Source organism: Samsonia erythrinae (assembly GCF_004342665.1).
Classification (GTDB): Bacteria; Pseudomonadota; Gammaproteobacteria; order Enterobacterales; family Enterobacteriaceae; genus Samsonia; species Samsonia erythrinae.
The window spans coordinates 71,127-95,003 of sequence record NZ_SMBY01000004.1; the positions used below are offsets into that span (position 1 = coordinate 71,127).

Below are 23,877 nucleotides of genomic sequence, written 5' to 3' on the forward strand. Positions count from 1 at the left end.
CTCATATATTTTTCCGAATGGTGTTTCTGAGTTCATCTATCTGAATGAAGAGATTATCAACACGATCCCGATAGTCAGGATGGGAAGAAAATAACTGAATAGCCTGATTGTATTTAATCATTAGCATTTTTTGCGTTTCACTGTGGCTCGGATCTTGTACTAAACGAGATTCAAGTTCCGCTAATTCTTCCTCAATTTCCCTGATACGATTGTCATCCGTATTACCGCGGTGACTGGAAGAGAGACTTGGCGATAAAAAACGTTTAAGTAGAGAAAACATCGTGACTCCTTAAGCAATTTGCATAATGACGACAGGCCTATGCGCTATTACGATGATTTACGATTCGCAATAAAGGCAATAAATGCCACGAACGCGACAAATGCGGCGACAAATAACCAGTCTTGCTGGAAGGCGTGTCCTAATATCAGGCCTGTACCGATGACATCAGAATCACTGAAGGTGACACCGGTAAATCCGAAGACTTCCAGTAAGGGCACCAGAATGGCGGGCAATAAGGTAATGAAAAGACCATGGACGACACCGCCGATGACTGCGCCACGCCGTCCTCCCAACGCGTTACCGAAAATCCCCGCTGTTCCGCCTGCAAAGAAGTTGGTCAATAAACCTGGCAAAATCATCGCCAATCCAAACATCGGGAAGATCAGCATTCCCAGAATGGAACCGACGGTAGTGGCGAGGAAACCGACAATTACGGCATTGGGCGCATAAGGGAAGAGCACCGGGCAATCCAACGCGGGTTTAGCGTTAGGCACCAGACGCATGGCGATACCCCGAAAAGCGGGAACTAGTTCGTTAAGCAGCAGACGTACGCCGCTGTAGAGAACAAAAACGCCCGCCACAAACTGCATGGACTGCATGAAGGAATACATCAGATAGTTGATGCCGTTAGCATATTGCGCAATGTAGGCCGGTCCCGCCGCCACCGCGGGGATGAGGTACATTGGCACCATAACGACGGCCATCGACAGGTAAGTATCCTGCAAAAATTTAAAGTTATCGGGCAGCGTTAAATCTTCGGTGGACTTGGAGTTTTTACCGACCAGCCGAGCGACAGCGGCCTGCACCAGATACCCGATGGTACAAAAGTGCCCCAGCGCAACATCATCAGAATTCGTGATTTTACGGACAATCGGCTGTGCCAGTGCAGGCATCAGCACGGCCATCATACCGCCAAATATGCCTCCGGTTAGGATCAGCGTCGCGCCGGTCAAGCCCGATTTATAGCCGATGACGGTACCGATTGTCGCCATCCACAGCAGAGCCTGTCCGGTCAGGAAGATATATTTAAAAGGGGTAATTCGCGCAATAAGGATGTTGACGGCAAAGATCACCATGAGCGTCAACGCGACTTCTGACCCAAGTTCGCGATTTGCCAACCCGGCGATGGCGGCGACATCGGTGATGTAGCCTTTCATACCAAAGCCTTGAGTAAAGATGCTGTTCAAATACGTCAGGGTATCGACGATGATGTTAATCCCCGCCATCATGATGAGGAAACCAAGCAGTGTTTTGAACGTCCCCTCTGCAATTTTTCCTACCGATTTCTTCTGTAAAATCAATCCGATCATGGCGATCAGCGCGATTAATATGGATGCCTGGCCTAATAAATCTTTCACAATGAAATTGATAACGGTGTTCATTTCTCACCTCATGCTATTTATGAGCCTGGATATAAGCTAATATTTTTTCTTCTATTTCATCTTTGTCGGTAAGTTTATTAAGAATGATGACTCTTTTTTTCTCATCTTCACTGGCATCGCTATTCAGGATTTCAGCAAATATTTTCTGGGTTAGAATGACGTCATAATTAAAGGCGGAGGCTTCTGAAATCGTGGTGTGATTGATTTCAGCATCAATGCCCAATTTTTTTAGTACGGATTTCGCACTCATTTCGATAGCGAAACTGGAACCTAATCCACAGCCGCAAACGCAAAGTACTTTCAACATAATAATGGCCTCATATAAGATGATGAGCTTTCGCGAGCTTATAATAGTGACTTTCGACATCAACCAAACGTTGTTTGGAATCCTCCAGATCGATAGGGATGGCCTTGTTGTTATTATTGATAATGATAATTTTATTTGTCAGTCCGGCGTTAATACACCGAACGACCTCTTCTGCAAGCAGGGTGCCCTGAATAATTTCTTCCCCGGTGGGCGCGCCATTTCGTAAACCATATCCCAAAATAGTTTTTCGGATACGGATTCCAATCTTGTGCTCTAGTTTCTTGATAATCGTATCGATAGCGCCCTGAAAGCCGGGGGTATATTCATGGGTATAGCCTTCAGAGCATAAAATAATCACGCTGTTTTGTTCTGCGATTTTCTCCCGAATACATTGTGATAACGTCTCAATATCCCAGGGGGATTCCGGGATGAGTGCGATATCGGCATTGCTTTTTAATGCTGCCTGTAGTGTTAATTCCCCACAATAGCCACCGAGTAATTCAATCATGAATACCCGACCTTGTAATCCACGGCCCGTATTGCGCAGCTTTTCTACCTCACTCATTACCTGTTCACAGGCGGTAGAAAAACCAATCGTATAGCTATTCCCTGAGATATCGTTATCAATCGTCATTCCTACGCCGTAGCAATGAATACCGTAGTGGCTTAATTTTTTCAGAAATTGGAATGAGCCATCTCCACCAGCCATAATAAGCGCATCGAGTTTTTGTTTTTGGATGTTTTTAACGATTTTCTCGTAATCTGTTTTTCTGCACTTTCCGGTTTTTCTCCCTGATGTAATCAAGGGCATTGATGAGAGTGAATAATCCACCAAATCGCGACGAGTGAGGGTTTTACAGCGGTTATCAATAAGTCCATTAATTCCACCATCGAAAATGATGATGTCTGAGGCAACCATTCTATTCACCTGAAAGATGAAATTATTTATTCCACTAACGTCGCCGCCGCTAATGACTAATCCAATTCTCATCGTCATACCCTAAAATATGAATAACCATCGTGTGAACACAATGTTATTAAACTAATAAGGTGTTTTTTTGATGAATGTCTCAAATTTGTATTTAACTATGGGGAGGCATGTCTTGACATTGATGTTTTTGATTCTATTGTTGTGATGATTATCACTATTTAAAAATAAGTTATTCCACTAACTTGTTAATTAATTTGAAATTTAACATTTTCATCTTTTTTATTTTCTTTATCTTTTTCTGTTAAAAAGCGAGTGCGTATTTTGTGAATGATTTCACAGTTATTCCGTTACGATCTCAATGATGAATCGACGAGTCGAAAAGATAACAATAGATAAATGTTATCGTTGAGACGAGTGACAATTCCTTCTCAAGTGCTAGAGTAGTCTTCAGTTTTACCTTTTATCTAGTGTTTTATTCCATTAAATAAGCATTTATCCAGCAGATTAGACAATCATCAGCGGAGAGAAAGGGAGAGCAGTAACATGCGGGTTGTGATCTTGGGAAGTGGTGTCATTGGCGTCAGTTCCGCCTGGTATCTGGCACAAGCAGGGCATGATGTCACCGTTATTGACAGGCAACCGGAGCCCGCGCAGGAAACCAGCGCCGGGAATGCCGGACAGATCTCTCCCGGTTATGCCGCGCCGTGGGCGGCGCCGGGAATACCGCTGAAAGCGATAAAATGGCTGTTTCAGCGTCATGCGCCGTTGGCCATTCGGCCAGATTTCACTGCGGCACAGCTACGCTGGATGTGGCAGATGTTGCTCAACTGCGATGCGCGCCACTATAAAACCAACAAAGCGCGGATGGTGCGTCTGGCGGAATACAGCCGAGACTGTCTGCAACAGCTGCGGCAGGAGACGGGTATTCAGTACGAAGGACGGCAAGGCGGCACGCTGCAACTGTTCCGCACCGAACAGCAATATGAAGATGCGTCTCGTGATATCGCGGTGCTGCAAGAGGCCGGCGTGCCTTACCAACTGTTGACCCGCCATGAACTGGCCTCGGTGGAACCCGCGTTGGCGAACGTGGCGGAGAAGCTCACCGGCGGGCTGCGTTTGCCGCATGATGAGACGGGGGACTGCCAGTTGTTTACTCGTCAACTGGCGGCGATGGCCGCCGATGCCGGCGTCACGTTTAAACTGGGGCGCACGGTGCGTCAACTGCGGGTTGAAGGGAAGAACGTTACGGGCGTGCAGTGCGATAACGAGATGTTCGTCGCGGATGCCTATGTGATGGCCTGTGGCGCCTATTCAACCGGCTTGCTGCGACAGTGGTTTGATATCCCGGTTTACCCGCTGAAAGGCTATTCTCTGACGATCCCCATGGCGGATGATGACGCGTCGCCCGTCTCTACGGTGCTGGATGAAACCTACAAGGTTGCCATCACCCGCTTTGACAACCGTATTCGCGTTGGCGGCATGGCCGAAGTCGTGGGGTTCAACACCGGACTGAACGCGAAGCGCCGGGAAACGCTGGAAATGGTGGTGCGCGATCTGTATCCACAGTGCGGGCCGATTGAACAGGCCACGTTCTGGTCAGGGTTGCGACCGATGACGCCGGATGGGACGCCGCTGGTGGGTCGTTCCCCGTTAGACAATCTGTATCTGAACACCGGTCATGGCACCTTAGGCTGGACAATGGCCTGCGGCTCAGGGAAATTGCTGGCTGATATCATGTCGGATAAATCACCGGATATTGCGTCCGATGATTTATCCGTGTCGCGTTATGCCCGTTAACGCGTCGCTATTCCGAATTAACGGCGGGGCAGCGACGTCAGGCTGCCCTTGTGATAGCGCGTCAGAAGGCGGGCGCGTATGGCCAGCAGCGTGGCACAAAGCATCACCAGCGCCAGCGATAGTTTTGACGGCAGCGGTATCGCCATCGCTCCCAGCCCAAGCGCGGCGCCCCCGGCCATCTGTATAAATCCTATCATCGCCGATGCAATTCCGACCTCTCTGGAGTAGGGCTCCAGCGCGTAGCTGGTGGCCGGCCCGATCAAAAATGCCAGACCGGCGCAGGCCAGCGCAACGGGTAACATATAGGTTGGCCAGGTGTTTTGCATCGCCTCTGGTAACAGGACGACGCCCCCCAGCAGTGAAAGAAAACCCGCGCCCATCAGCAGGCTGCCGATGGTCAGGCAGCGTGGCCGACCGACTTTACGAATAATACGGTTAGCAAAGAAACTGACCAGCATGATCCAAAAACCGTTGGCGCCAAAAGCGATTGAAAACTCCAGCGGCGTCAGGCGGGCCTGATTCATCAATACCGCGGGGGAGAAAGTGACGTAGGTCAGCGCCATTCCCATCGCGCCCGCGTTGACCAGCGCGAAGCCCAGAAAATGACCGTCGGATAAAATACGCTGATATTGACGCAAAGGGATCCCGTGTACCGGCAGCGTCGCATCGGGACGCGTTTCCGGCAGGAAACGGCTAATGAGCACCAGCACCAGAACGCTGTAGCCAGCCAGAAACCAGAACGGCGCTCGCCAGCCGAACGCTTCGGCCAATAATCCGCCTAACAGCGGCGCCAACGCAGGCACGATATTCAATGTGCCGTTAAGAAAACCATAGGTTCTGGCCGCGTCATCCCCGTTCAGTTTGTCGCGCACGCTGCTGAAAATCGCGACGGCGGTGCAGCAGACGGCCATTCCCTGAAAAAGGCGTGACAGGATGAACAGCATCGCGCTGGTCGCCAGCGCGGCCATGATGGCGCCGATGATATAGATCACTACGCCGGCCAGCGCCATTGGACGCCGTCCGTATTTATCGACCAGCGGACCGGCCAGCAGTTGGCCTAAGCCCATAACCAGAATAAAGAGTGCGACGGTCGACTGAATCAGCGATTCCGGGCTGTTCAACGCGGTCGCGATGGCGGGAATGAGCGGTAAATAAATATCGATTCCTAACGGGCCGAGTAACACCAGCGCCAGTAAAAGCAGGAGAAATCTTTGCATAACAAAAACAGCGATCCGGTTTTTATGGGTTCCACAGGGTAAAGTGCTGATGAGGGGAAAGAAAGCGTTATCTGTGCGGCAGGGTGGCAATCGGTGCGGTGGCCGCGCTGAAGAAGCGCGTCGGCCAGCGAAATAGCCGTTGGCCGATGATGTGATTAATGTCCTACGGTTTGTTTACGGAACAGCTCGCGGAAAACCGGATAGATATCGTCGGGCTCACGAATATGCTGCATGGCGAAATTATCGAACATGTCGTGCAGTTCTTCGTATTCACGCCAGAGCGTCTGGTGCGAACGACGGGTGATCTCAATATAGCTGTAGTAACGTACCATCGGCAGAAGCTGCTTCGCCAGGATCTGGTGGCACAAAGGGGAGTCATCCGCCCAGTTATCGCCATCCGACGCCTGCGCCGCGTAGATATTCCATTGCGCCGGGTCGTAACGCTCACGCACCACGTCTTCCATCAGCTTTAACGCACTGGAAACGATGGTGCCGCCGGTTTCCTGAGAGTAAAAGAATTCCTGCTCATCGACCTCTTTTGCCTGTGTATGGTGACGGATATACACCACCTCCACGTTTTTGTAATTTCTGCTGAGGAACAAATACAGCAGAATATAAAAGCGCTTTGCCATGTCTTTTGTCGCCTGATCCATCGATCCGGACACGTCCATCAGACAGAACATGACGGCCTGACTGGAGGGTTCGGCTCGCCGTTCGTAGTTCTTGTAACGCAGATCGAACGTGTCGATAAAGGGAACGCGGGCGATCTTCTGACGCAGCTCGGTAATTTCCTGACGCAGCCGTTCCTCCTCCAGTAATTGAGCCGGTTCGGCGTGTTCCAACGTTTCCAGCGTCTCTTCCAGCTCATGGAGCGCGCGGCGTTTCCCCGCCGTCATCGCCATGCGGCGCGCCAGCGAGTTTTGCAGCGATCGCACCACGCTGATGTTGGCCGGAACGCCGTTAGCGGTGTATCCGGCACGATGCGTTTTGTACTCGGTCATCTGCTGATGCTGCGTCTTTTTCAGGTTCGGCAGCGCCAGATCTTCAAACAGCAGATCCAGATATTCGTCTTTGGATATCTGAAAGACGAATTCATCCTGACCTTCGCCATCCTGGCCGGCATTGCCCTGACCGGCGCCGCTGCCGCCACCGCCTTGTGGCCGCTCGATTTTGTCGTTCTGTACAAAATGGTCGTTACCTGGATGGACGCGATGGCGCCGTCCACCCCGGCCCTGATGAAACATCGGTTCGTTGATGTCTTCATTGGGGATCGATACGGACTCCCCGCTTTCGATGTCGGTCACCGAACGCTTATTAATGGCCTCGGAAATCGACTTTTTTATTTGCGACTTATAGCGGCGCAGAAAGCGCTGGCGGTTCACCGTGCTTTTGTTTTTGCCGTTCAGTCGCCGGTCAATAAAGTAGGCCATGTTTCCCCCAAACGCTGTTGCCAGCATCGTGCGTCATTATGATGATTTCCTTACCCGCAGATACCATTCGCACAGCAAACGCACCTGCTTGCGGGTATAGCCTTTCTCCATCATGCGATCGACGAAGTCATCATGTTTTTTCTGCTCATCCGTTGAGGTTTTGGTGTTAAACGAAATGACCGGTAGCAGCTCTTCGGTATTGGAGAACATTTTTTTCTCGATGACCGTGCGCAGCTTCTCATAACTGGTCCAGTTCGGATTTCGACCGTTATTGTTGGCGCGGGCGCGCAGGACAAAGTTGACGATCTCGTTACGAAAATCTTTGGGGTTACTAATGCCTGCCGGTTTCTCGATTTTTTCCAGCTCAGCGTTCAAGGATTCGCGGTCAAAGAGTTGACCGGTATCCGGGTCGCGGTACTCCTGATCCTGAATCCAGAAATCCGCATAGGTGACATAGCGATCGAAAATGTTCTGACCGTATTCGGAATAGGATTCAAGATAAGCGGTCTGGATCTCTTTACCGATGAATTCGGCGTATTTCGGCGTCAGATACCCCTTCAGGTGCTCAAGGTATTTTTCGGCCAGTTCCTGCGGGAACTGTTCGCGTTCGATCTGTTGCTCCAGAACGTAGAACAGGTGTACCGGGTTGGCGGCGACTTCGCTGTGATCGAAATTAAAGACGCGGGACAAAATCTTGAACGCGAAACGGGTCGACAGACCGTTCATTCCTTCATCTACGCCGGCGTAATCACGGTATTCCTGATAGGACTTCGCCTTCGGGTCGGTGTCTTTCAGGCTTTCTCCATCGTACACCCGCATCTTGGAGTAGATGCTGGAATTTTCCGGTTCTTTGAGACGCGACAGGATAGAAAAGCGTGCCAGCGTTTCCAGCGTACCGGGGGCGCAGGGCGCATGTGCCAGTTCGCTGTGATTGAGCAACTTATCGTAGATTTTAACCTCTTCGGACACGCGCAGGCAGTAGGGTACTTTCACGATATAAACGCGGTCGAGGAACGCTTCATTATTCTTGTTGTTACGGAACTGTACCCATTCCGATTCGTTAGAGTGCGCCAGAATAATGCCGTTGAAGGGCAGTGCGGCAATCCCTTCCGTCCCATTGTAGTTGCCTTCCTGCGTGGCGGTCAGCAACGGGTGGAGCACTTTGATCGGCGCTTTGAACATTTCCACGAACTCCATGATGCCCTGATTGGCGCGGCACAGCGCGCCGGAATAACCATAGGCGTCGGGATCGTTTTGGGCATAATGCTCCAGCTTGCGGATATCGACTTTACCGACCAGTGCGGAAATATCCTGATTATTTTCATCGCCGGGTTCGGTCTTCGCTATCCCAATTTGCGCCAGAATCGACGGCCACACTTTGACGACCCGGAATTTGGTGATATCCCCGCCGAATTCCTGAAGTCGTTTGGCTGCCCAGGGCGACATGATCGTACCGAGGTAGCGTCGAGGAATCGAATACTCTTTCTCCAATATGGCCGCGTCTTCCTGCGGGTTGAACAGGCACAGCGGGTGGTCATTCACCGGACTGCGCTCGCCATTGGCGCTGAGAATATAAATGGGAACGCCTTGCATCAGCGCTTTCAAACGTTCGGCCAGTGACGATTTCCCGCCGCCGACCGGCCCCAGCAAATACAAGATCTGTTTCTTCTCTTCCAACCCCTGTGCGGCATGTTTCAGGTAAGAGACGATCTGCTCAATGGCCTCCTCCATCCCATAAAATTCTTCAAAGGCAGGGTAGCGCGCAATCACGCGGTTCGAGAACAGGCGTGACAGTCGTGATTCTTGGGCGGTATCCACCATTACAGGCTCACCGATAGCCATTAACAATCGCTCGGCCGCATTCGCATAGGCACTGCGATCTTGCTGACACAGAGTAAGGAATTCCTGCAGGGTGAACTCTTCGTCCTTGGCAGCGTCGTAGCGCTGGCGGTAGTGATCAAATATGTTCATAGCGATGCCCGTCCTTCGTCGATTAGCACAGGTTAAGAGAGCGCATGGAATAAGAGATGGCCAAGATGCCTGATAATATATTGCCCTCCCAAAGAAGACGTCTTCCGAATACAGCAACCCTTATGCCAACTTGTGGTTTTGGGGGGCGTGATTTTCGTCATGCCTGCTGACCGGGAAGACGTCACCTTCAGTATTAAAGCGTAGTTTGCATCTGCAAAATTTCCTCCCAGTCCTCCGACGTATTTTTAAGATATTTCAATGACTCAGTTTCACAATAATCGGTGTAATATCGCTGCTGATGGGCATCCTGCCTTAACGTTGCCGTTAATCGCCGGTGTTTAATAGACGTAAAACCTATCGGTGATATAGTTTATTCATTCATGTTATTTTTATATAACCTGATTGCGAATATGTGCCATTGGCTTATCATTTTTCATGATATTTATCTGTAATAGGAAATAGAAAACAGTGAAAAAATTTCAACTATGTATGCTGGCCGCGCTGCTCCCTGGTGCTGTAGCCCTGTCTTCCGCGCATGCGGCAGACGTTTCTCTGGGCCTTGGCGCTGCGGGATCAACGTCGGTGTACCGTGGTGTTGATAATGACGTTTATCCGCTTCCTGTACTGAATTATGAGAGTGAAAATTTTTATTTCCGCGGGCTGGGTGGCGGATACTACCTGTGGAATGACGGCGCAAATCGTCTCTCTTTAACGGCCTACTACCTGCCTTTAGGGTTTAAACCGGGAGATAGCGACGATCTGCGTATGAAGCAGTTAGATAAACGCCGCGGTACGCTGATGGCGGGCGCGGCCTACCGTCATATCGCTGACTGGGGCGAAATCCGTACTGTGCTGGCCGGTGATACGCTCGATTATAGCAACGGCTTTGCGTGGGATACCGCCTATCTTTACCGCTTCTCGCTGGGGGAGGTGAGCATCACTCCCGGTATCGGCGTCACCTGGTTTAGCGAAAATATGAACCAGTATTACTATGGCGTTAGCGCCAAAGAGTCATCACGCTCCGGCTTTAGCCAATATAGCCCCGGCGATGGCTGGGCCCCGTATCTTGAACTGAGCGCGGGTTATCAGATTAACCAAAGCTGGAGCGCCTGGGCCGTAGGTCGTTACACGCGTTTGTCTGACGAGGTGAAAGACAGCCCTATCGTTGACAGTAATCACAGTATCTTAATGAGCGCAGGCGTGAGTTATCGCTTCTGATGCTTGCAACTATTTGGTGCATTTGCAGCACAATAATGGGGTGGTATCACCCCATTTGCACATTTAAGGTGCGCTGAACGCTGTGTTAGGTTGACGGACATAATAAGGAGGGCGTTGTGGCAAAAGAGATCTGTTTTCCAGACGGTACCCGTGTTCCGGCAATCGGTCAGGGAACCTGGTATATGGGCGAAGATGCCCGGATGAAGGCCCAGGAGATAGCGGCGCTGCGAGCGGGTATCGACCTTGGGTTAACGCTGATTGATACGGCAGAAATGTATGCGGACGGCGGCGCGGAGGAGGTGGTCGGTGAGGCGATACGCGGCCTGCGCGACCGTGTCTATCTGGTGTCGAAAGTCTACCCGCACAATGCGGAAGGCGAAAAGGCGATACAGGCCTGCGAACGCAGCCTGAAGCGACTGCAAACCGAGCATATCGATCTGTATCTGCTGCACTGGCGCGGCGGCATCCCATTAGCTGATACGATCGCCGCAATGGAACGATTGCAGCAGGCGGGCAAAATCGGCCAGTGGGGCGTGTCCAATCTCGACCTTGAGGACATGCAGGCGCTGTGGTCGCTGAACGGTGGGCAGCGCTGTATGACCAATCAGGTGCTTTACCATTTGGCATCGCGCGGTATTGAGTTTGATTTGCTGCCGTGGTGCCGGCAACAGCAGATTCCGGTGATGGCCTATTGCCCGCTGGCGCAGGCGGGGCGTCTACGTGACGGATTATTCTCGCATCCGGTGGTGAACCACATTGCGCGCGAGCGGGGGATCACACCGGCTCAGCTCCTTTTAGCATGGGTTATTCGCCAGCCCGGCGTTATTGCGATCCCGAAAGCCAGTGCGGTGAAGCACGTTGAAGAAAATGCGCAGGCGCGGGATGTGGTGCTGTCTGCGGAAGATATCGCGCAGTTAGATCAGGCTTTTCCACCGCCGACGCGCAAACAGCATCTGGATGTGGTGTAGCGGACGGACAAGCATTTTCAGAAAAGGGTGTATGGTTAACCATGTCGCCATACACCAATGCGGTTGTTATTTCTTAACGCGGATAACCGTCGTCAGACGAGCCGGCGCCTTGGCGGACGCTACAAGCGGTTGATGAATTCGCGCCGTTTCCACACACACAAACGTTTTATAACCCTCATCGGTCATATCGCTAATCGTGCGGGAGAGCGCGGCACCGGGATTCCAGGCGACCACGTCGCTGTTATTGGAATGGTGCACTTCAATGGTGCGTTTCAGTATCGGGTCGTGCACGATGCTGGTGGCCTGCGGCTGGGTGTAGATACGGTCGGTACGATCGGTAAAGACCAGATCGCCATGCTGTGTGGCTAGTTTGCCCTCATCAACCTTATCAATAAAGGATGTTCCTAACCCGGAGATATGGATGTCACTGATGCTGCCGATATGGAAATAGGTGTGTAGCGCGCTGGTCATGCTGTAATCGCCATGCGCTTCCAGCTCAATGCGACATTCTTTGCCCAGGTTGAAACGTGCAATCAGCGTGAATTCATGCGGCCAGCTTTTACGCGTCTCCTCATTGTCCCGCAGCGTAAAGGTCAGTTGCACGCCATGTTCATCTTCACTGTGAGCGGTAAACTCCCACGGCAGCAGGCGGGCAAAACCGTGGTTCGGCGTGGAGAACGGGCCAAACCAGGGGAAACAGATCGGTACGCCGCCACGGATGGCGACATGCGGCGTAAACGGGGTGTTGTCGCTCAACCACAGAACCGGCGCTTCATTGGCGGGCTGCCAGCTCAGCAGGTGTGCGCCTTGCAGCGCGACGGCCGCGCGAACTGCGGGGTGATCGACGACGATGACGGGCAGTTGATCCCGCTGGCGCTGGCTGAGCGTTGCGCTAATCGGCTTCGTTACGGGGAGCGAAAAAATCGTGTTATGCATGATAGTGCCTTTGGTGATTTTATTCTTTGCAATAAAAACCCTGCAATAAAAAAGGGCGACATCATGTCGCCCTTTTATCACGGAACCATCGCGACGCTTATTTAGAGATGTGGGCGATCAGATCCAGAACCTTGTTTGAATAACCGGTTTCGTTGTCATACCAGGAAACCAGCTTCACAAAGTTATCGCTCAGTGCGATACCGGCTTTGGCATCAAATACTGAAGTCAGTTTTTCACCGTTGAAATCGGTAGAAACAACGTCGTCTTCGGTATAGCCCAGCACGCCTTTCAGCTCGCCTTCAGAGGCTGCTTTGATTGCCGCACAGATTTCTTTGTAAGAGGCCGGTTTTTCCAGACGAGCGGTCAGGTCGACAACGGAAACGTTCGGCGTAGGAACGCGGAACGCCATGCCGGTCAGTTTGCCGTTCAACTCAGGAATAACTTTACCGACGGCTTTGGCTGCGCCAGTAGAAGAGGGGATGATGTTCTGAGACGCGCCGCGGCCGCCGCGCCAGTCTTTGTGAGACGGGCCATCAACCGTTTTCTGAGTGGCGGTAGTTGCGTGAACGGTGGTCATCAGCGCTTCAACGATACCGAAGTTGTCATTGATGACTTTCGCCAGCGGCGCCAGACAGTTGGTCGTACACGAGGCGTTAGAAACGATGTCCTGACCTGCGTAAGCTTTGTGGTTTACACCCATAACGAACATCGGGGTGTTATCTTTAGATGGGCCAGTCAGAACGACTTTTTTCGCACCCGCTGCGATGTGTTTACGCGCAGTTTCGTCAGTCAGGAAGATCCCGGTTGCTTCGGCAACAACGTCCACATTGACTTCATTCCACTTCAGGTTAGCAGGATCTCTTTCTGCGGTAACACGGATGGTTTTGCCGTTAACAACCAGGTGGCCATCTTTAACTTCAACGGTGCCGTTAAAACGACCGTGCGTTGAGTCGTATTTCAGCATGTACGCCATGTATTCAGCGTCTAACAGGTCGTTGATTGCAACGATTTCGATGTCAGAGCGTTCTTGCGCAGCGCGGAAAACAATACGTCCAATACGGCCAAATCCGTTGATACCTACTTTGATAGTCATATATTCCACCAGCTATGGGTTAGTGAATAAAAGGTTGGTTGTAAAATTACAAAAACCTTGCTGGGCGTCAAGCGGAATCGTGTCAATAGTTGCGGTAAGTCAAACCCGCGATCACTCTTTGCGCAAAGACCGCCAGTGCCTGTAACTCAATAATATTTAAGACCGATATGGGGTCAGATTGCATCATATAAAGCCTGCGTCGCCTCAATATGTGATGCAGATCACAATTAGATTGTCACCCCCATAATATTCACGATTTTAGGCCATTATCGCCTGTATGGTTGTTAATTTTTTGTTATAATTAAAGATCAATTGGATTGATAACTCTAGCGGTGAGCCCCTATGACTAACGACTCTGTTTTGCCTACCCCGCCTGATCAGGCTGAACTGACAGAGATGCAGCGCTATGTCACCCAGCAGCGCGGCACGGAGCCTGCGTTTTCAGGCAAATTGCTGCATAACAAGCGCACCGGCGTTTATCACTGTCTGTGCTGCCAGTCTCCGCTGTTTTATTCTGATAACAAGTATGACTCAGGCTGCGGCTGGCCTAGTTTTGATCAGCCCGTTTCGTCAGAAGCCATCCGCTACCTTGACGATGATTCGCACAATATGCGCCGTATTGAAATTCGCTGCGGGCAGTGTGATGCGCATTTGGGTCATGTTTTCCCCGATGGTCCTAAAACGACCGGTGAACGCTACTGTGTCAACTCCGCCTCACTCCGCTTTATTGATGCGGTGGATGGCGAGCGCGTTGACGGCTAAGGCCGTTCGGAACGGATGCCACGGCTGGGCGCCACTAGCTTTAAACGATTCAGCTATTGTGACGAACTCAGAGAATAATAACCAGACTTTTCTCGGAGCGGGAACCGGATATGGAACTCAACGAACTGATTGACACGATGACGCCTGAAATTTACCAGCGGTTAGCCACCGCGGTAGAACTGGGCAAGTGGCCGGATGGCGTCGCGTTGACGGCGGAGCAGAAAGAAAACTGTCTGCAAATGGTCATGCTGTGGCAGGCGCGCAACAACGAGCAGGCGGAACATATGACCATTGGCACGAATGGCGAGATTGTGATGAAAAGCAAGCAAGAGCTGAAGCAGCAGTTTAGCGGGGCAGAGGCGATCGCCACCCTTAAGCCTAAGGGCTAAACATCAGCCGACGGTCTTAACGACCGCGGCGATGTACCATCATTTTTTCCGTCAGCCGCCGGCAGACAATCCAGAACAATACCGTGTGATATCCGTAAGTATTGCGCCACGCTGCGCCATTTCCCGTAACGCACTCTCGCTGTCTGTCGGAGAAAGGTTAACGCCCCGACAGCCATCCACTAATACCTCGGTACGATAGCCTAACGCGATTGCATCTAATACGCTGAACTTGACGCAATAGTCAGTGGCGAGTCCCATAATCGTCAAGTGGCGGATACCCTGAGCGCGCAGCCAATCATCCAGTTCGGTTTTAACCCGATGTCCGTTATCGAAAAAAGCGCTGTAGCTGTCGATTTCCGGTTGCGTACCTTTCTGTACCACCCACTGAATCGCAGACCGACGCAATGCCGGATGGAAGTCCGCGCCGGGTGTGCCCTGAACGCAGTGAACAGGCCACCATACCTGCGGTAGTCCGTGCAGCTCGCCTATTTCCCCAACGGTGGCGTTTGCATTGGCGGCAAAGCTGCCGTGTTCGGAGGGGTGCCAGTCCTGACTGGCAATGACCGCGACGCCGGCGTCGACACTGGCCTCAATGGCGCGATTGGCGATCTCAATAACGCGATCGCCCTCGTTAACCGCCAGTGAGCCGCCCGGACAAAAATCATTTTGTAAATCAACTAATAGCAACGCCTTTTTCATTCTCTACTCCGTTGACTGACTTAATCTTTATCGCTTAATTCCCCGCGCAGATTCTGCTGCATTAAGCCGCGAATTTCATCGGCGACTAATGCCGGCTGACTCAGCAGGTAGTGCAGTTTGGTCAACGCGGCCTCGACCGTCATGTCAAAACCGCTGACCACCCCGGCCTGAGCCAGCGCATTGCCCGTCGCATAGCCGCCCATGTTGACACGCCCGGAGATGCACTGCGTAAGGTTGACGACCACAGTACCGCGAGCACAGGCTTCGCGTAACTCGTTAAGTAACCCCGGACTTTGCGGCGCGTTTCCAACGCCATAAGAGCGCAAGATTAACGCCTTCACCGGTTGACGCAGGAAGTTACCGATCACATCGGCGGAGATGCCGGGATAAAGGGTAACCACGCCGATAGGCTGCGGCGTGATGTGATGCACCTGTAACGGCGGGCAGTGAGTGCACCCTACGCTAGGCGCCAGACGGCGAATATGAATCCCCGCTTCGAGCAGCGGAGGAAAATTAGGAGACGCGAACGCATCAAAGCCATCCGCATGAGCTTTAGTCGTACGGTTGCCGCGTAACAGTTTGTTATTGAAGAAGAGGGTGACCTCGTTAATCGGGTAGTTCGCCGCGACATACAGCGCGTTCAACAGGTTGGTTTGACCGTCCGAGCGCAGCTCCGCCAGCGGAATCTGTGACCCTGTCACAATGACCGGTTTGGCCAGGTTTTCCAACATGAACGACAGCGCTGAGGCGGTGAACGCCATCGTGTCGGTGCCATGCAGAATCACGAAACCATCGTAATCATCATAATGCTGTTGAATATCGTCCGCGATGTATTGCCAATCTGCCGGGGTCATATCGGACGAATCGATCAGCGGGGTATATTCATGAAGGGTAAATGCCGGCATTTCGTCACGGTGGAATTCAGGCATTTGCGCCAACTGTTCCTGCAAATGACCGGAAACCGGCACATAGCCATGAGTGGAGCGCTGCATACCAATGGTTCCGCCCGTATAGGCGACGTAAATGGATTTCTTTCGCATGATAGTATGGGTAAGCATCAAAACGTGAATTATATACTCGTTATGCGTCAAATTGCAGGTGTGCTGGCCGTTTGCGCTGCTCTTCATGTGCATTACCTGACGGACGCATCGTGCGTCAAACGGTATCGTAATGGAAGACGTGAGAGTTTCGGAGGCGGAAGCCCGATAATCGCATCATGAAGCCATGAGCATTACCGGGCCCCCGGAGGGAACGCTACCTGACGTCTCCGCAGGTCAGACAGAAGGCGTAGCGATGCTGTGGGTCATTCAGGTTATTCATTATAGACGGCTGTGACTGCACCACGTCCGCCAACTGCGCGACAGGAGCAGGCAGCATTGACTGAATGGCGGCTGGCAGCAGGGCGTAAACAGAAACGTTAACCTGATTTAACAGAGTATCGAGCACGCCAGGCTGCTCGGCGTACCAGTTCAACTGGTATTGCCCCAGTTTTGCCAGTTCAGCGGCTTTCTTGACGGCGTCATCGAAATCGCCGAGCTGATCAACCAGCCCATTAGCTTTCGCGTCGCTCCCAATCCAGACGTGGCCCTGGGCTATCTTATCGATTTGCTCCGGCGTTTTCTTACGCGCCTGCGCCACAATATCGATGAAGTTCTTATAGCCGCGTTCGATGCTTAATTGCATCATCTGCGAGAATGCCGGCGGCAGCGATTTGGTTACGGACAGATCGGCGAGCGGAGAGGTGGCAACGCCATCCGTATGTACCCCCAGGCTTTCCAGCGAATTTTCGAACGTGTTAATCACGCCAAAGATACCGATTGAACCGGTTAGCGTGCCTGGACTGGAGATAATCGCGTTCGCCGGTGTGGAGATCCAGTAGCCGCCGGATGCCGCCATGCCGCCCATGGACACAACAATCGGCTTCCCGGCCAGACGTGTTGCCATCAGTTCTGAGCGAATCAGCTCTGATGCGGTGACGCTACCGCCGGGGCTATTGACGCGCAACACCAGCGCTTTTATTTTCGGGTCGAGACGCGCGGCACGAATTTGTGCGGCAGTGGTATCTCCGCCGACCATTCCCGGCGTTTCCGTCCCGTCAATGATTGCGCCGCTGGCAAAGATCACCGCGATCTGGTTGTTATTATGGCTGGGGGGATTAATGGCATAATCATAGATGCTGATGAAATTAAAATTCTTCTTCTGGTTATTCCAGCCGAAGGCTTTAACCAACGTTTGCTCCGTCATTGAACGCGAAGCCACTTCATCGACCAACTTGTTTTCCAGCGCATAGCGCGCAGTGTCGCCCTCGACGGCCTGCAAACCAGCAAGGATGTTTGTCGCGCCGGGGAAGAGTTGCTGCGGCGTGATCTGCCGGTTTGCCGAAACCGTATTTAAATACTGTTGCCACAGGGCGTTAAGCCAACGACTGTCGGCATCCCGCGCCGCGGGTGACATATCATCGCGCAAATACGGTTCAACGGCGGATTTATAGGTTCCCACGCGGAAGATATTAGTGGTGACTTTCAGCTTATCCAGCAAGGATTTGAAGTAAAGGTTGTTAGTGGCGAAACCATGCAGATCGACGCTGCCTTGCGGCGTGAGTGAAATCGAATTGGCGAAACTGGCCAGATAATATTGCGACTGGTTATAGCTGTCGCCGACGGCATAAATGGGTTTACCGCTATCGCGGAACTCGCGCAGCGCTTTGCCGATATATTGCAGCGATGGCTGGTCGGCTCCGGTAAAATCGCTGAGGTCCAACACGATGCCGGTGATGTTAGTATCACTTTTTGCCTGACGAATGCTGTCAACGATATCGAAAAGCGAGTTTTCCTGACGACGATTGTTCGCCGCGCCAAAGAATTCACGCCCAAACTGACGCAGTTTATTATTCACCGAAGGTTGGTCGACCACCACGCCGGTCAGGTCGACCAGCAGAGCGCCTCGTGTAGCCTCTTCCGGCGTCGTTTTTACCTGAGAATAGATCCCCACGCCAACGATAATCAGAGCGACAAGAAAAATGTTGAGAATAAATTCTCTGATAAAATTAAGCAGACGCCACGTCCACTTAAACAGCCTGCTAAAAATTCGCCACAGTGTGCGCATGATATCTCCATGAACGGGTAACAGCGTGTACCCCAACGTTTTTCAGATCGCCGTCTGGCAAGTGATAAAACACAAGGGCTGATAGTATCCTAATGAGCGGACAGTAAAAAGTCAGTATTAAATCGCCGCTGGCGCGCGTCCCGCCGGGGTTATCTTGTAACAAAACTTCTACTTGTGCTAACGTGGCGCGCAATGTTGTCGTACAGCGACATATCACGGTAAGAAATGGTGATACCGTAAAGAACTGAAATCAGATGGCCTGACAGGAGAGGAACGATGGATGCGCTTGGATTATTATTAAATCGTCGTTCGGCCTCGCGCCTTACCGCGCCGGCGCCGACCGGCGAGGCATTAAATAACATTATCCATGCCGGTATGCGTGCGCCGGACCACGGCACCCTGCAACCGTGGCGCTTTTTTATCATCGAAAATGAAGGGATGGCGCGTTTTAGTGCGCTACTGACGCGCGCCGCGCAGCAGGAAGGGTTGGACGAAGCCGGTATCGAGAAGGCGCGTCAGGCGCCTTACCGTGCCCCGCTGATCATCGCCGTCGTGGCGCACTGCACCGATAACCCCAAAGTCCCGCGATGGGAACAGCTTGTTTCCGCAGGCTGTGCGGTTCAGGCAATGCAGATGGCGGCGTTAGCGCAGGGGTTTAATGGCATTTGGCGTAGCGGCGTCTGGACGCACAATACGCTGGTGCGCGAAGCTTTCCACTGCCGTGAACAGGACGAGATCGTTGGCTTCCTGTATCTGGGAACGCCGCAGTTGAAAGCCGCTACCACGGTAACGCCGCCGGATACGGACACGTTTGTCCATTACTTCTGATCGCCGTTTTTTGAACAGTATCGCTTTCTTATTCGTTTTACCCTGTGTTTTCCCGCGCGCCGTGCGGGAACTGACCCGTCTGCTCGATGGTGAATAATGAGACTGTTTATTGCCGAAAAGCCCAGCCTTGCACGGGCGATTGCAGATGTGTTACCAAAACCGCATCGGCGCGGCGATGGATTTATTGCCTGTGGTCAGAATGATGTCGTGACCTGGTGCATAGGACACCTGCTGGAGCAGGCTCAGCCGGACGTCTATGACGCGCGCTACGCCCGCTGGTCTCTTGCCGACCTGCCCATTATTCCTCAGAAATGGCTGTTGCAACCGCGGCCATCCGTCAGCAAGCAGCTGAATATCATTAAAAAGTTATTGGCGGATGCCAACGAAGTGGTCCACGCGGGCGACCCCGATCGTGAGGGGCAACTGCTGGTCGATGAAGTGTTGGAATATCTCGCGCTGCCGGAAGAGAAACGTCGGCAGGTCCGTCGTTGTCTGGTTAACGATCTCAACCCCCAGGCGGTAGAACGCGCTGTTTCCCGCCTGCGAGAGAACAGAGAGTTCATTCCGTTATGTGTCTCGGCCCTGGCGCGTTCCCGTGCCGATTGGCTCTATGGCATTAATATGACGCGCGCCTATACCCTGTTGGGGCGCAATGCCGGTTATGACGGCGTGCTTTCGGTGGGGCGCGTGCAAACGCCGGTGCTGGGATTGGTGGTGCGACGCGACGAAGAGATCGAGCACTTCGTTCCCAAGGATTATTTCGAAGTAAAAGCGCATATCGTCACGCCTGCCGATGAGCGTTTTGTTGCGCTGTGGCAGCCGAGCGAATCCTGCGAACCGTATCAGGACGAAGAAGGGCGCTTGTTGCACCGCCCGTTGGCGGAACATGTCGTCAAGCGCATCGAGGGCCAGCCTGCACTCGTCACCCACTATCATGACAAGCGAGAATCAGAAACCGCTCCGCTGCCTTATTCATTGTCTACGCTGCAAATAGAGGCCGCGAAACGTTTTGGGTTGAGCGCCCAACAGGTGCTGGATGTGTGCCAGAGACTGTATGAAACCCATAAGCTGATTACGTACCCGCGATCCGACTGTCGCTATCTGCCCGAAGAGCATTTTGCCGGCCGCCATGCCGTATTGAATGCGATAGCGGTACATCAACCCAATCTGTTGCCGCAGCCGGTTATGGAAATCGATCGGCGTAACCGCTGCTGGGACGATGGCAAGGTCGATGCTCACCACGCCATTATCCCCACCGCGCGCAGCGCCAGCGCCTCGCTGACGGAAAATGAGCGCAATGTGTATGGATTGGTCGCTCGGCAGTACATTATGCAGTTCTGTCCGGACGCCGTGTTTCGTAAATGCGTCATTGAACTGGATATTGCGGGCGGTAAATTTATCGCGAAAGCCCGTTTTTTGGCCGAAGCCGGTTGGCGCACGCTGCTGGGCGGCAAAGAGCGTGATGAAGAAAATGAGGGAACGCCGCTGCCGGTGGTGGCAAAGGGGGATACGTTATTGTGCGAGCGTGGTGAGGTGGTTGAACGGCAAACTCAGCCGCCGCGTCCTTTCACTGATGCCACGCTGTTATCGGCGATGACGGGAATTGCCCGTTTTGTACAGGATAAAGAACTCAAGAAAATCCTACGGGCAACGGACGGTTTAGGCACCGAGGCGACGCGAGCGGGCATCATTGAGCTGTTGTTTAAACGGACATTTCTGTTCAAAAAAGGGCGCTATATTCACGCCAGCGAAGCCGGGCGCGCGTTGATTCATTCACTGCCGGACAGCGCCGCGCACCCTGATATGACGGCGCACTGGGAAGCGACGCTGACGAAAATTAGCGAGAAGCAATATCGATATCAGGACTTTATGCAGCCGCTGACCGATTCCTTGCAGAATTTAATACTGCAAGCTAAACAAAGTGGTGCGGTAAGGGCATTCAAAGATCTTCCGACACCCCCGCCGCGGGCGGTAAAGCAGCGTAAACCTAAGACGAAAAAAGCGAAGGAGCAGGGGCAATGAAATTACGGGTATCTTTGTGTCTCGTCAGCATCATGTTGGTTCTACCCTCGCTGGCGCAGGCCCATCGCGGGGAAACGGATGTTGTCGTTCCCCTCCCACAGGCTGTGTGGGGTGCGGGAAATCCGGTGAGGGAACACAATAGCAACTGCCTGCGCTGTTGTGTGTATGAAAACCGTCACTATTCAGAAGGCGCAGTCGTTAAAATGGATGGTGTGATTCTGCAATGCGTGCAGGACAAACAGACGCTTGGCACGAATAACCTGATTTGGCAGTTGGTTAAGCAGTAACCGAAGATGCAGATACGGTTGATGCTTTGCATCACCGCGGCGGCCTTGATGCCCGCGGTGATGGGGATTTTATCCTGAACGATTGTTATAGAGGCAGGATCACAACGTAAACGTAGCCCAGACTGGCGCATGGTCGGACGGCTTTTCCATCGCCCGGATCTCATAATCGATGCCGCTGGCGATACAGCGTTCGGCCAGGAACGGACTGGCAAGGATCAGATCAATACGCAGACCGCGATTGTCATCAAACCCGGCGGAGCGGTAGTCAAACCACGAAAAGCGATCGTTGCTTTCCGGGTTGGCGGCGCGGAAGGTATCAATCAGCCCCCAGTTCTGCAAACGGGCCAACCATTCACGCTCTTCCGGCAGGAAAGAGCATTTACCGGTGCGTAACCAACGCTTGCGGTTCTCTTCCCCTATCCCGATGTCCAGATCGGTAGGACTGATATTTAAATCTCCCATCACGATTAGCGGTTGTGTGGCGCTGTGGTGCTGTTCCAGATAAGTTTGCAGATCCTGATAGAAGCGTGTCTTCGCGGGGAATTTCACCGGGTGGTCACGCTTTTCTCCCTGCGGAAAATAGCCGTTAACGATCGTGAACGTTCCATGCTCTGTGGCGAAATCCGCCATAATTATCCGCCGTTGCGCATCTTCATCATCCGTCGGGAAACCACGGCGAACGGCGATTGGCTGTGTTTTACACAGCAGCGCGACGCCGTAGTGACCTTTCTGACCGTGGTAATACACGTGGTAGCCGTGACGGCTGACATCGTCTAACGGAAACATATCGTCGTGGACTTTCGTTTCCTGCAACCCGATCACATCCGGCTGGTGTTGTTCGATAATGGCGGCCAACTGATGAGGGCGCGCCCGCAGGCCATTAATATTAAAAGAAACAACTTTCATGTTCGCTGCCATATGCTGAAAAATGTGGCCTGATGGTAGCAGAAAGTCAGGTCTGCCGTCACGGTGAGGCGAGCGTTTTACGGCGGCCAACATCGCCCGATGGCGACGGCTTCAGCCCCTCTACCATCGATGAAAATCGCTGAAAATAAGATTCATTTATATTCAGTTGAATCGGATGCTTACCACCCGCTATACTCCGCAGTTCGCAGGAGAGAGGGCGCGTTGTATTGCGCTCCGCCGAAGGCGCAAACTCCCATAATCGCTCAGGCCACCCTACTGCGACTTTCATTTAAGCCAACTGGAGAGAGGTTGCGATGCAACCCACCGAAGGGGCAAGCAGCGCAGCTGCGTAAACTCTCAGGTAAAGCGGACAGAGGGAGTGGCACATTTCACAGGAAAACTTGTGTGCTGACTTACATCTATCTGATCGCAATTACCGCAGAGGGCATGTCCGGCGCGCTGGCTGCCGGACGTCGCAATATGGATATTTTTGGCGTCGGGATGATTGCTTTTATCACCGCGCTTGGCGGCGGAACCGTGCGTGATATCCTTCTCGGCAATTATCCCATTGGCTGGACTCAGCACCCCGGCTACATTTACCTCACCATAGGCGCCGGCCTTTTCACCATCATCATCGCGCGCGTTATGCATCATTTGCACCGTCTGTTTTTGGTGCTGGATGCCATGGGGCTGATTGCATTTACCATTATCGGCTGCAATGTTGCGCTAAAGCTGAATTATTCGACGACGGTCGTGGTGATGGCGGGTATCGTCACCGGGATTTTTGGCGGCATCCTGCGCGATATTTTCTGTAACCGCACGCCCATGGTGCTGAGGAAAGAGCTGTACGCCAGCGTCTCGCTGTTAGTTGCCCTGTTATATCTGGGGCTAAAGTCGTTTGACGTCAATCACGATATTAACCTGCTAACGTCATTCACTATCGGTCTGGCTTTACGTCTGGCGGCGATTCGCTGGTCATGGCAGCTTCCGGTTTTCTCGTATGTGCCGGGACGCTGGAAAGGGAAGGCGTAAAGGCATATTTCTCCGCGATGTCATTACTGACCGATTGTCGCCTTAACCCTGCGGGTCAACGCGATGCGTTGCTCAAAACCGTTCCGGTTTTGTCGAACCTTGGTCGAAGGTTCTCACCTTCCCCTGACGGGAATCTGATGCGATGGCGTTGGAGTTTAGTGCGAGAGTAGGGCTTGAAATGGTGGTGGGGGAAGGATAATTCGGTGCTGCGCACCTCACCCTGCGGGTCAACGCGATGCGTTGCTCAAAACCGTTCCGGTTTTGTCGAACCTTGGTCGAAGGTTCTCACCTTCCCCTGATGGGAATCTGATGCGATA

General features: G+C 52.5%; 22 protein-coding genes, 1 other RNA gene and 1 riboswitch. Of the genes, 9 read left to right on the forward strand and 14 right to left on the reverse strand.

Annotation, left to right across the window (positions count from 1 at the left end; all coding sequences use genetic code 11):
* Position 1: 1 nt before the first annotated feature.
* The 4 genes from EDC54_RS08835 to EDC54_RS08850 are packed head-to-tail and all read right to left on the reverse strand — an operon-like array spanning position 2 to position 2,960.
* Positions 2–280, reverse strand: coding sequence for a hypothetical protein (locus tag EDC54_RS08835; protein ID WP_132455291.1), 279 nt, complete (start codon positions 278–280; stop codon positions 2–4).
* 47 nt (positions 281–327) lie between these two features.
* Entirely contained in the window at positions 328–1,662 is a 1,335-nt protein-coding gene (locus EDC54_RS08840; protein ID WP_132455293.1) for a PTS sugar transporter subunit IIC, read from the reverse strand.
* A gap of 13 nt (positions 1,663–1,675) precedes the next feature.
* Complete coding sequence (locus EDC54_RS08845) at positions 1,676–1,969, reverse strand: PTS sugar transporter subunit IIB (RefSeq protein ID WP_107170556.1); 294 nt, start codon at positions 1,967–1,969, stop codon at positions 1,676–1,678.
* Positions 1,970–1,979: 10 nt separating this feature from the next.
* Complete coding sequence (locus EDC54_RS08850) at positions 1,980–2,960, reverse strand: 6-phosphofructokinase (protein WP_132455295.1); 981 nt, start codon at positions 2,958–2,960, stop codon at positions 1,980–1,982.
* 414 nt (positions 2,961–3,374) lie between these two features.
* On the opposite strand from EDC54_RS08850, the gene EDC54_RS08855 reads away from it, so the two are divergent.
* Complete coding sequence (locus EDC54_RS08855) at positions 3,375–4,697, forward strand: D-amino acid dehydrogenase (RefSeq protein WP_268991101.1); 1,323 nt, start codon at positions 3,375–3,377, stop codon at positions 4,695–4,697.
* A gap of 17 nt (positions 4,698–4,714) precedes the next feature.
* On the opposite strand, the gene EDC54_RS08860 is transcribed toward EDC54_RS08855, so the two are convergent.
* The 3 genes from EDC54_RS08860 to yeaG all read right to left on the reverse strand — a co-directional run bounded on the left by EDC54_RS08860 (position 4,715) and on the right by yeaG (position 9,315).
* Complete coding sequence (locus EDC54_RS08860; RefSeq protein WP_132455299.1) at positions 4,715–5,914, reverse strand: multidrug effflux MFS transporter; 1,200 nt, start codon at positions 5,912–5,914, stop codon at positions 4,715–4,717.
* A 155-nt stretch (positions 5,915–6,069) separates the two neighbouring features.
* On the reverse strand, positions 6,070–7,344 hold the full coding sequence (locus EDC54_RS08865) for a YeaH/YhbH family protein (protein WP_132455301.1): 1,275 nt from the start codon (positions 7,342–7,344) through the stop codon (positions 6,070–6,072).
* Positions 7,345–7,380: 36 nt separating this feature from the next.
* Positions 7,381–9,315 (reverse strand): protein kinase YeaG, encoded by a 1,935-nt coding sequence (gene yeaG / locus EDC54_RS08870; RefSeq protein ID WP_132455303.1) that lies wholly within the window; start codon positions 9,313–9,315, stop codon positions 7,381–7,383.
* 468 nt (positions 9,316–9,783) lie between these two features.
* Here yeaG and EDC54_RS08875 point away from each other — a divergent pair, with 468 nt between their 5' ends.
* Both EDC54_RS08875 and EDC54_RS08880 read left to right on the forward strand, forming a co-directional pair.
* A complete protein-coding gene (locus EDC54_RS08875) occupies positions 9,784–10,533 on the forward strand; it encodes a MipA/OmpV family protein (protein ID WP_132455305.1) in 750 nt (249 codons plus the stop codon).
* Positions 10,534–10,649: 116 nt separating this feature from the next.
* Positions 10,650–11,501, forward strand: a complete 852-nt coding sequence (locus tag EDC54_RS08880; protein WP_132455307.1) for an aldo/keto reductase — start codon at positions 10,650–10,652, stop codon at positions 11,499–11,501.
* A 66-nt stretch (positions 11,502–11,567) separates the two neighbouring features.
* On the opposite strand, the gene EDC54_RS08885 is transcribed toward EDC54_RS08880, so the two are convergent.
* Together EDC54_RS08885 and gapA are read right to left on the reverse strand one after the other, a co-directional pair.
* Positions 11,568–12,437 (reverse strand): D-hexose-6-phosphate mutarotase, encoded by an 870-nt coding sequence (locus tag EDC54_RS08885; protein WP_132455309.1) that lies wholly within the window; start codon positions 12,435–12,437, stop codon positions 11,568–11,570.
* Positions 12,438–12,534: 97 nt separating this feature from the next.
* A complete protein-coding gene (gapA, locus tag EDC54_RS08890; protein WP_165904289.1) occupies positions 12,535–13,530 on the reverse strand; it encodes a glyceraldehyde-3-phosphate dehydrogenase in 996 nt (331 codons plus the stop codon).
* A gap of 342 nt (positions 13,531–13,872) precedes the next feature.
* Between gapA and msrB the strand changes: the two genes are divergently transcribed.
* Complete coding sequence (msrB, locus tag EDC54_RS08895; RefSeq protein ID WP_132455313.1) at positions 13,873–14,292, forward strand: peptide-methionine (R)-S-oxide reductase MsrB; 420 nt, start codon at positions 13,873–13,875, stop codon at positions 14,290–14,292.
* A gap of 110 nt (positions 14,293–14,402) precedes the next feature.
* On the forward strand, positions 14,403–14,681 hold the full coding sequence (locus EDC54_RS08900; RefSeq protein ID WP_132455315.1) for a YeaC family protein: 279 nt from the start codon (positions 14,403–14,405) through the stop codon (positions 14,679–14,681).
* A 51-nt stretch (positions 14,682–14,732) separates the two neighbouring features.
* Here the strand turns inward: EDC54_RS08900 and pncA are convergent, their stop codons facing one another.
* From pncA to sppA, 3 genes are all read right to left on the reverse strand, one after another.
* Positions 14,733–15,380: a bifunctional nicotinamidase/pyrazinamidase gene (gene pncA / locus EDC54_RS08905; RefSeq protein ID WP_132455317.1), complete on the reverse strand. Its 648-nt coding sequence runs from the start codon at positions 15,378–15,380 to the stop codon at positions 14,733–14,735.
* A gap of 20 nt (positions 15,381–15,400) precedes the next feature.
* Entirely contained in the window at positions 15,401–16,420 is a 1,020-nt protein-coding gene (ansA, locus tag EDC54_RS08910) for an asparaginase (RefSeq protein ID WP_132455620.1), read from the reverse strand.
* 214 nt (positions 16,421–16,634) lie between these two features.
* Positions 16,635–18,485 carry a signal peptide peptidase SppA gene (sppA, locus tag EDC54_RS08915; protein WP_132455319.1) on the reverse strand — a complete coding sequence of 617 codons (1,851 nt, stop codon included), beginning with the start codon at positions 18,483–18,485 and terminating at the stop codon, positions 16,635–16,637.
* A 276-nt stretch (positions 18,486–18,761) separates the two neighbouring features.
* On the opposite strand from sppA, the gene EDC54_RS08920 reads away from it, so the two are divergent.
* From EDC54_RS08920 to EDC54_RS08930, 3 genes are all read left to right on the forward strand, one after another.
* Complete coding sequence (locus EDC54_RS08920) at positions 18,762–19,313, forward strand: NAD(P)H nitroreductase (RefSeq protein WP_132455321.1); 552 nt, start codon at positions 18,762–18,764, stop codon at positions 19,311–19,313.
* Positions 19,314–19,409: 96 nt separating this feature from the next.
* Positions 19,410–21,335, forward strand: coding sequence for a DNA topoisomerase III (locus EDC54_RS08925; protein ID WP_132455323.1), 1,926 nt, complete (start codon positions 19,410–19,412; stop codon positions 21,333–21,335).
* Positions 21,332–21,622: a DUF1496 domain-containing protein gene (locus tag EDC54_RS08930; protein ID WP_132455325.1), complete on the forward strand. Its 291-nt coding sequence runs from the start codon at positions 21,332–21,334 to the stop codon at positions 21,620–21,622. The genes EDC54_RS08925 and EDC54_RS08930 overlap by 4 nt, the downstream gene beginning before the upstream one ends.
* Before the next feature lie 99 nt (positions 21,623–21,721).
* Here the strand turns inward: EDC54_RS08930 and xthA are convergent, their stop codons facing one another.
* Positions 21,722–22,528, reverse strand: coding sequence for an exodeoxyribonuclease III (xthA, locus tag EDC54_RS08935; protein ID WP_132455327.1), 807 nt, complete (start codon positions 22,526–22,528; stop codon positions 21,722–21,724).
* A 288-nt stretch (positions 22,529–22,816) separates the two neighbouring features.
* A riboswitch (glycine riboswitch) is annotated at positions 22,817–22,912 on the forward strand.
* Between the two features lie 21 nt (positions 22,913–22,933).
* Between xthA and EDC54_RS08940 the strand changes: the two genes are divergently transcribed.
* Positions 22,934–23,560, forward strand: coding sequence for a trimeric intracellular cation channel family protein (locus EDC54_RS08940; protein ID WP_132455329.1), 627 nt, complete (start codon positions 22,934–22,936; stop codon positions 23,558–23,560).
* 179 nt (positions 23,561–23,739) lie between these two features.
* On the opposite strand, the gene EDC54_RS08945 is transcribed toward EDC54_RS08940, so the two are convergent.
* Positions 23,740–23,869, reverse strand: a non-coding RNA gene (locus EDC54_RS08945) — RtT sRNA.
* Positions 23,870–23,877: the final 8 nt, after the last annotated feature.

Coding starts and splice junctions, on each gene's coding strand:
- sppA (WP_132455319.1), bottom strand. CDS start 18,485: ATGCGCACACTGTGGCGAATTTTTAGCAGGCTGTTTAAGTGGACGTGG.
- EDC54_RS08840 (WP_132455293.1), bottom strand. CDS start 1,662: ATGAACACCGTTATCAATTTCATTGTGAAAGATTTATTAGGCCAGGCA.
- EDC54_RS08900 (WP_132455315.1), top strand. CDS start 14,403: ATGGAACTCAACGAACTGATTGACACGATGACGCCTGAAATTTACCAG.
- EDC54_RS08930 (WP_132455325.1), top strand. CDS start 21,332: ATGAAATTACGGGTATCTTTGTGTCTCGTCAGCATCATGTTGGTTCTA.
- xthA (WP_132455327.1), bottom strand. CDS start 22,528: ATGAAAGTTGTTTCTTTTAATATTAATGGCCTGCGGGCGCGCCCTCAT.
- msrB (WP_132455313.1), top strand. CDS start 13,873: ATGACTAACGACTCTGTTTTGCCTACCCCGCCTGATCAGGCTGAACTG.
- EDC54_RS08925 (WP_132455323.1), top strand. CDS start 19,410: ATGAGACTGTTTATTGCCGAAAAGCCCAGCCTTGCACGGGCGATTGCA.
- EDC54_RS08845 (WP_107170556.1), bottom strand. CDS start 1,969: ATGTTGAAAGTACTTTGCGTTTGCGGCTGTGGATTAGGTTCCAGTTTC.
- ansA (WP_132455620.1), bottom strand. CDS start 16,420: ATGCGAAAGAAATCCATTTACGTCGCCTATACGGGCGGAACCATTGGT.
- gapA (WP_165904289.1), bottom strand. CDS start 13,530: ATGACTATCAAAGTAGGTATCAACGGATTTGGCCGTATTGGACGTATT.
- EDC54_RS08860 (WP_132455299.1), bottom strand. CDS start 5,914: ATGCAAAGATTTCTCCTGCTTTTACTGGCGCTGGTGTTACTCGGCCCG.
- EDC54_RS08850 (WP_132455295.1), bottom strand. CDS start 2,960: ATGAGAATTGGATTAGTCATTAGCGGCGGCGACGTTAGTGGAATAAAT.
- EDC54_RS08885 (WP_132455309.1), bottom strand. CDS start 12,437: ATGCATAACACGATTTTTTCGCTCCCCGTAACGAAGCCGATTAGCGCA.
- EDC54_RS08920 (WP_132455321.1), top strand. CDS start 18,762: ATGGATGCGCTTGGATTATTATTAAATCGTCGTTCGGCCTCGCGCCTT.
- pncA (WP_132455317.1), bottom strand. CDS start 15,380: ATGAAAAAGGCGTTGCTATTAGTTGATTTACAAAATGATTTTTGTCCG.
- EDC54_RS08835 (WP_132455291.1), bottom strand. CDS start 280: ATGTTTTCTCTACTTAAACGTTTTTTATCGCCAAGTCTCTCTTCCAGT.
- yeaG (WP_132455303.1), bottom strand. CDS start 9,315: ATGAACATATTTGATCACTACCGCCAGCGCTACGACGCTGCCAAGGAC.
- EDC54_RS08865 (WP_132455301.1), bottom strand. CDS start 7,344: ATGGCCTACTTTATTGACCGGCGACTGAACGGCAAAAACAAAAGCACG.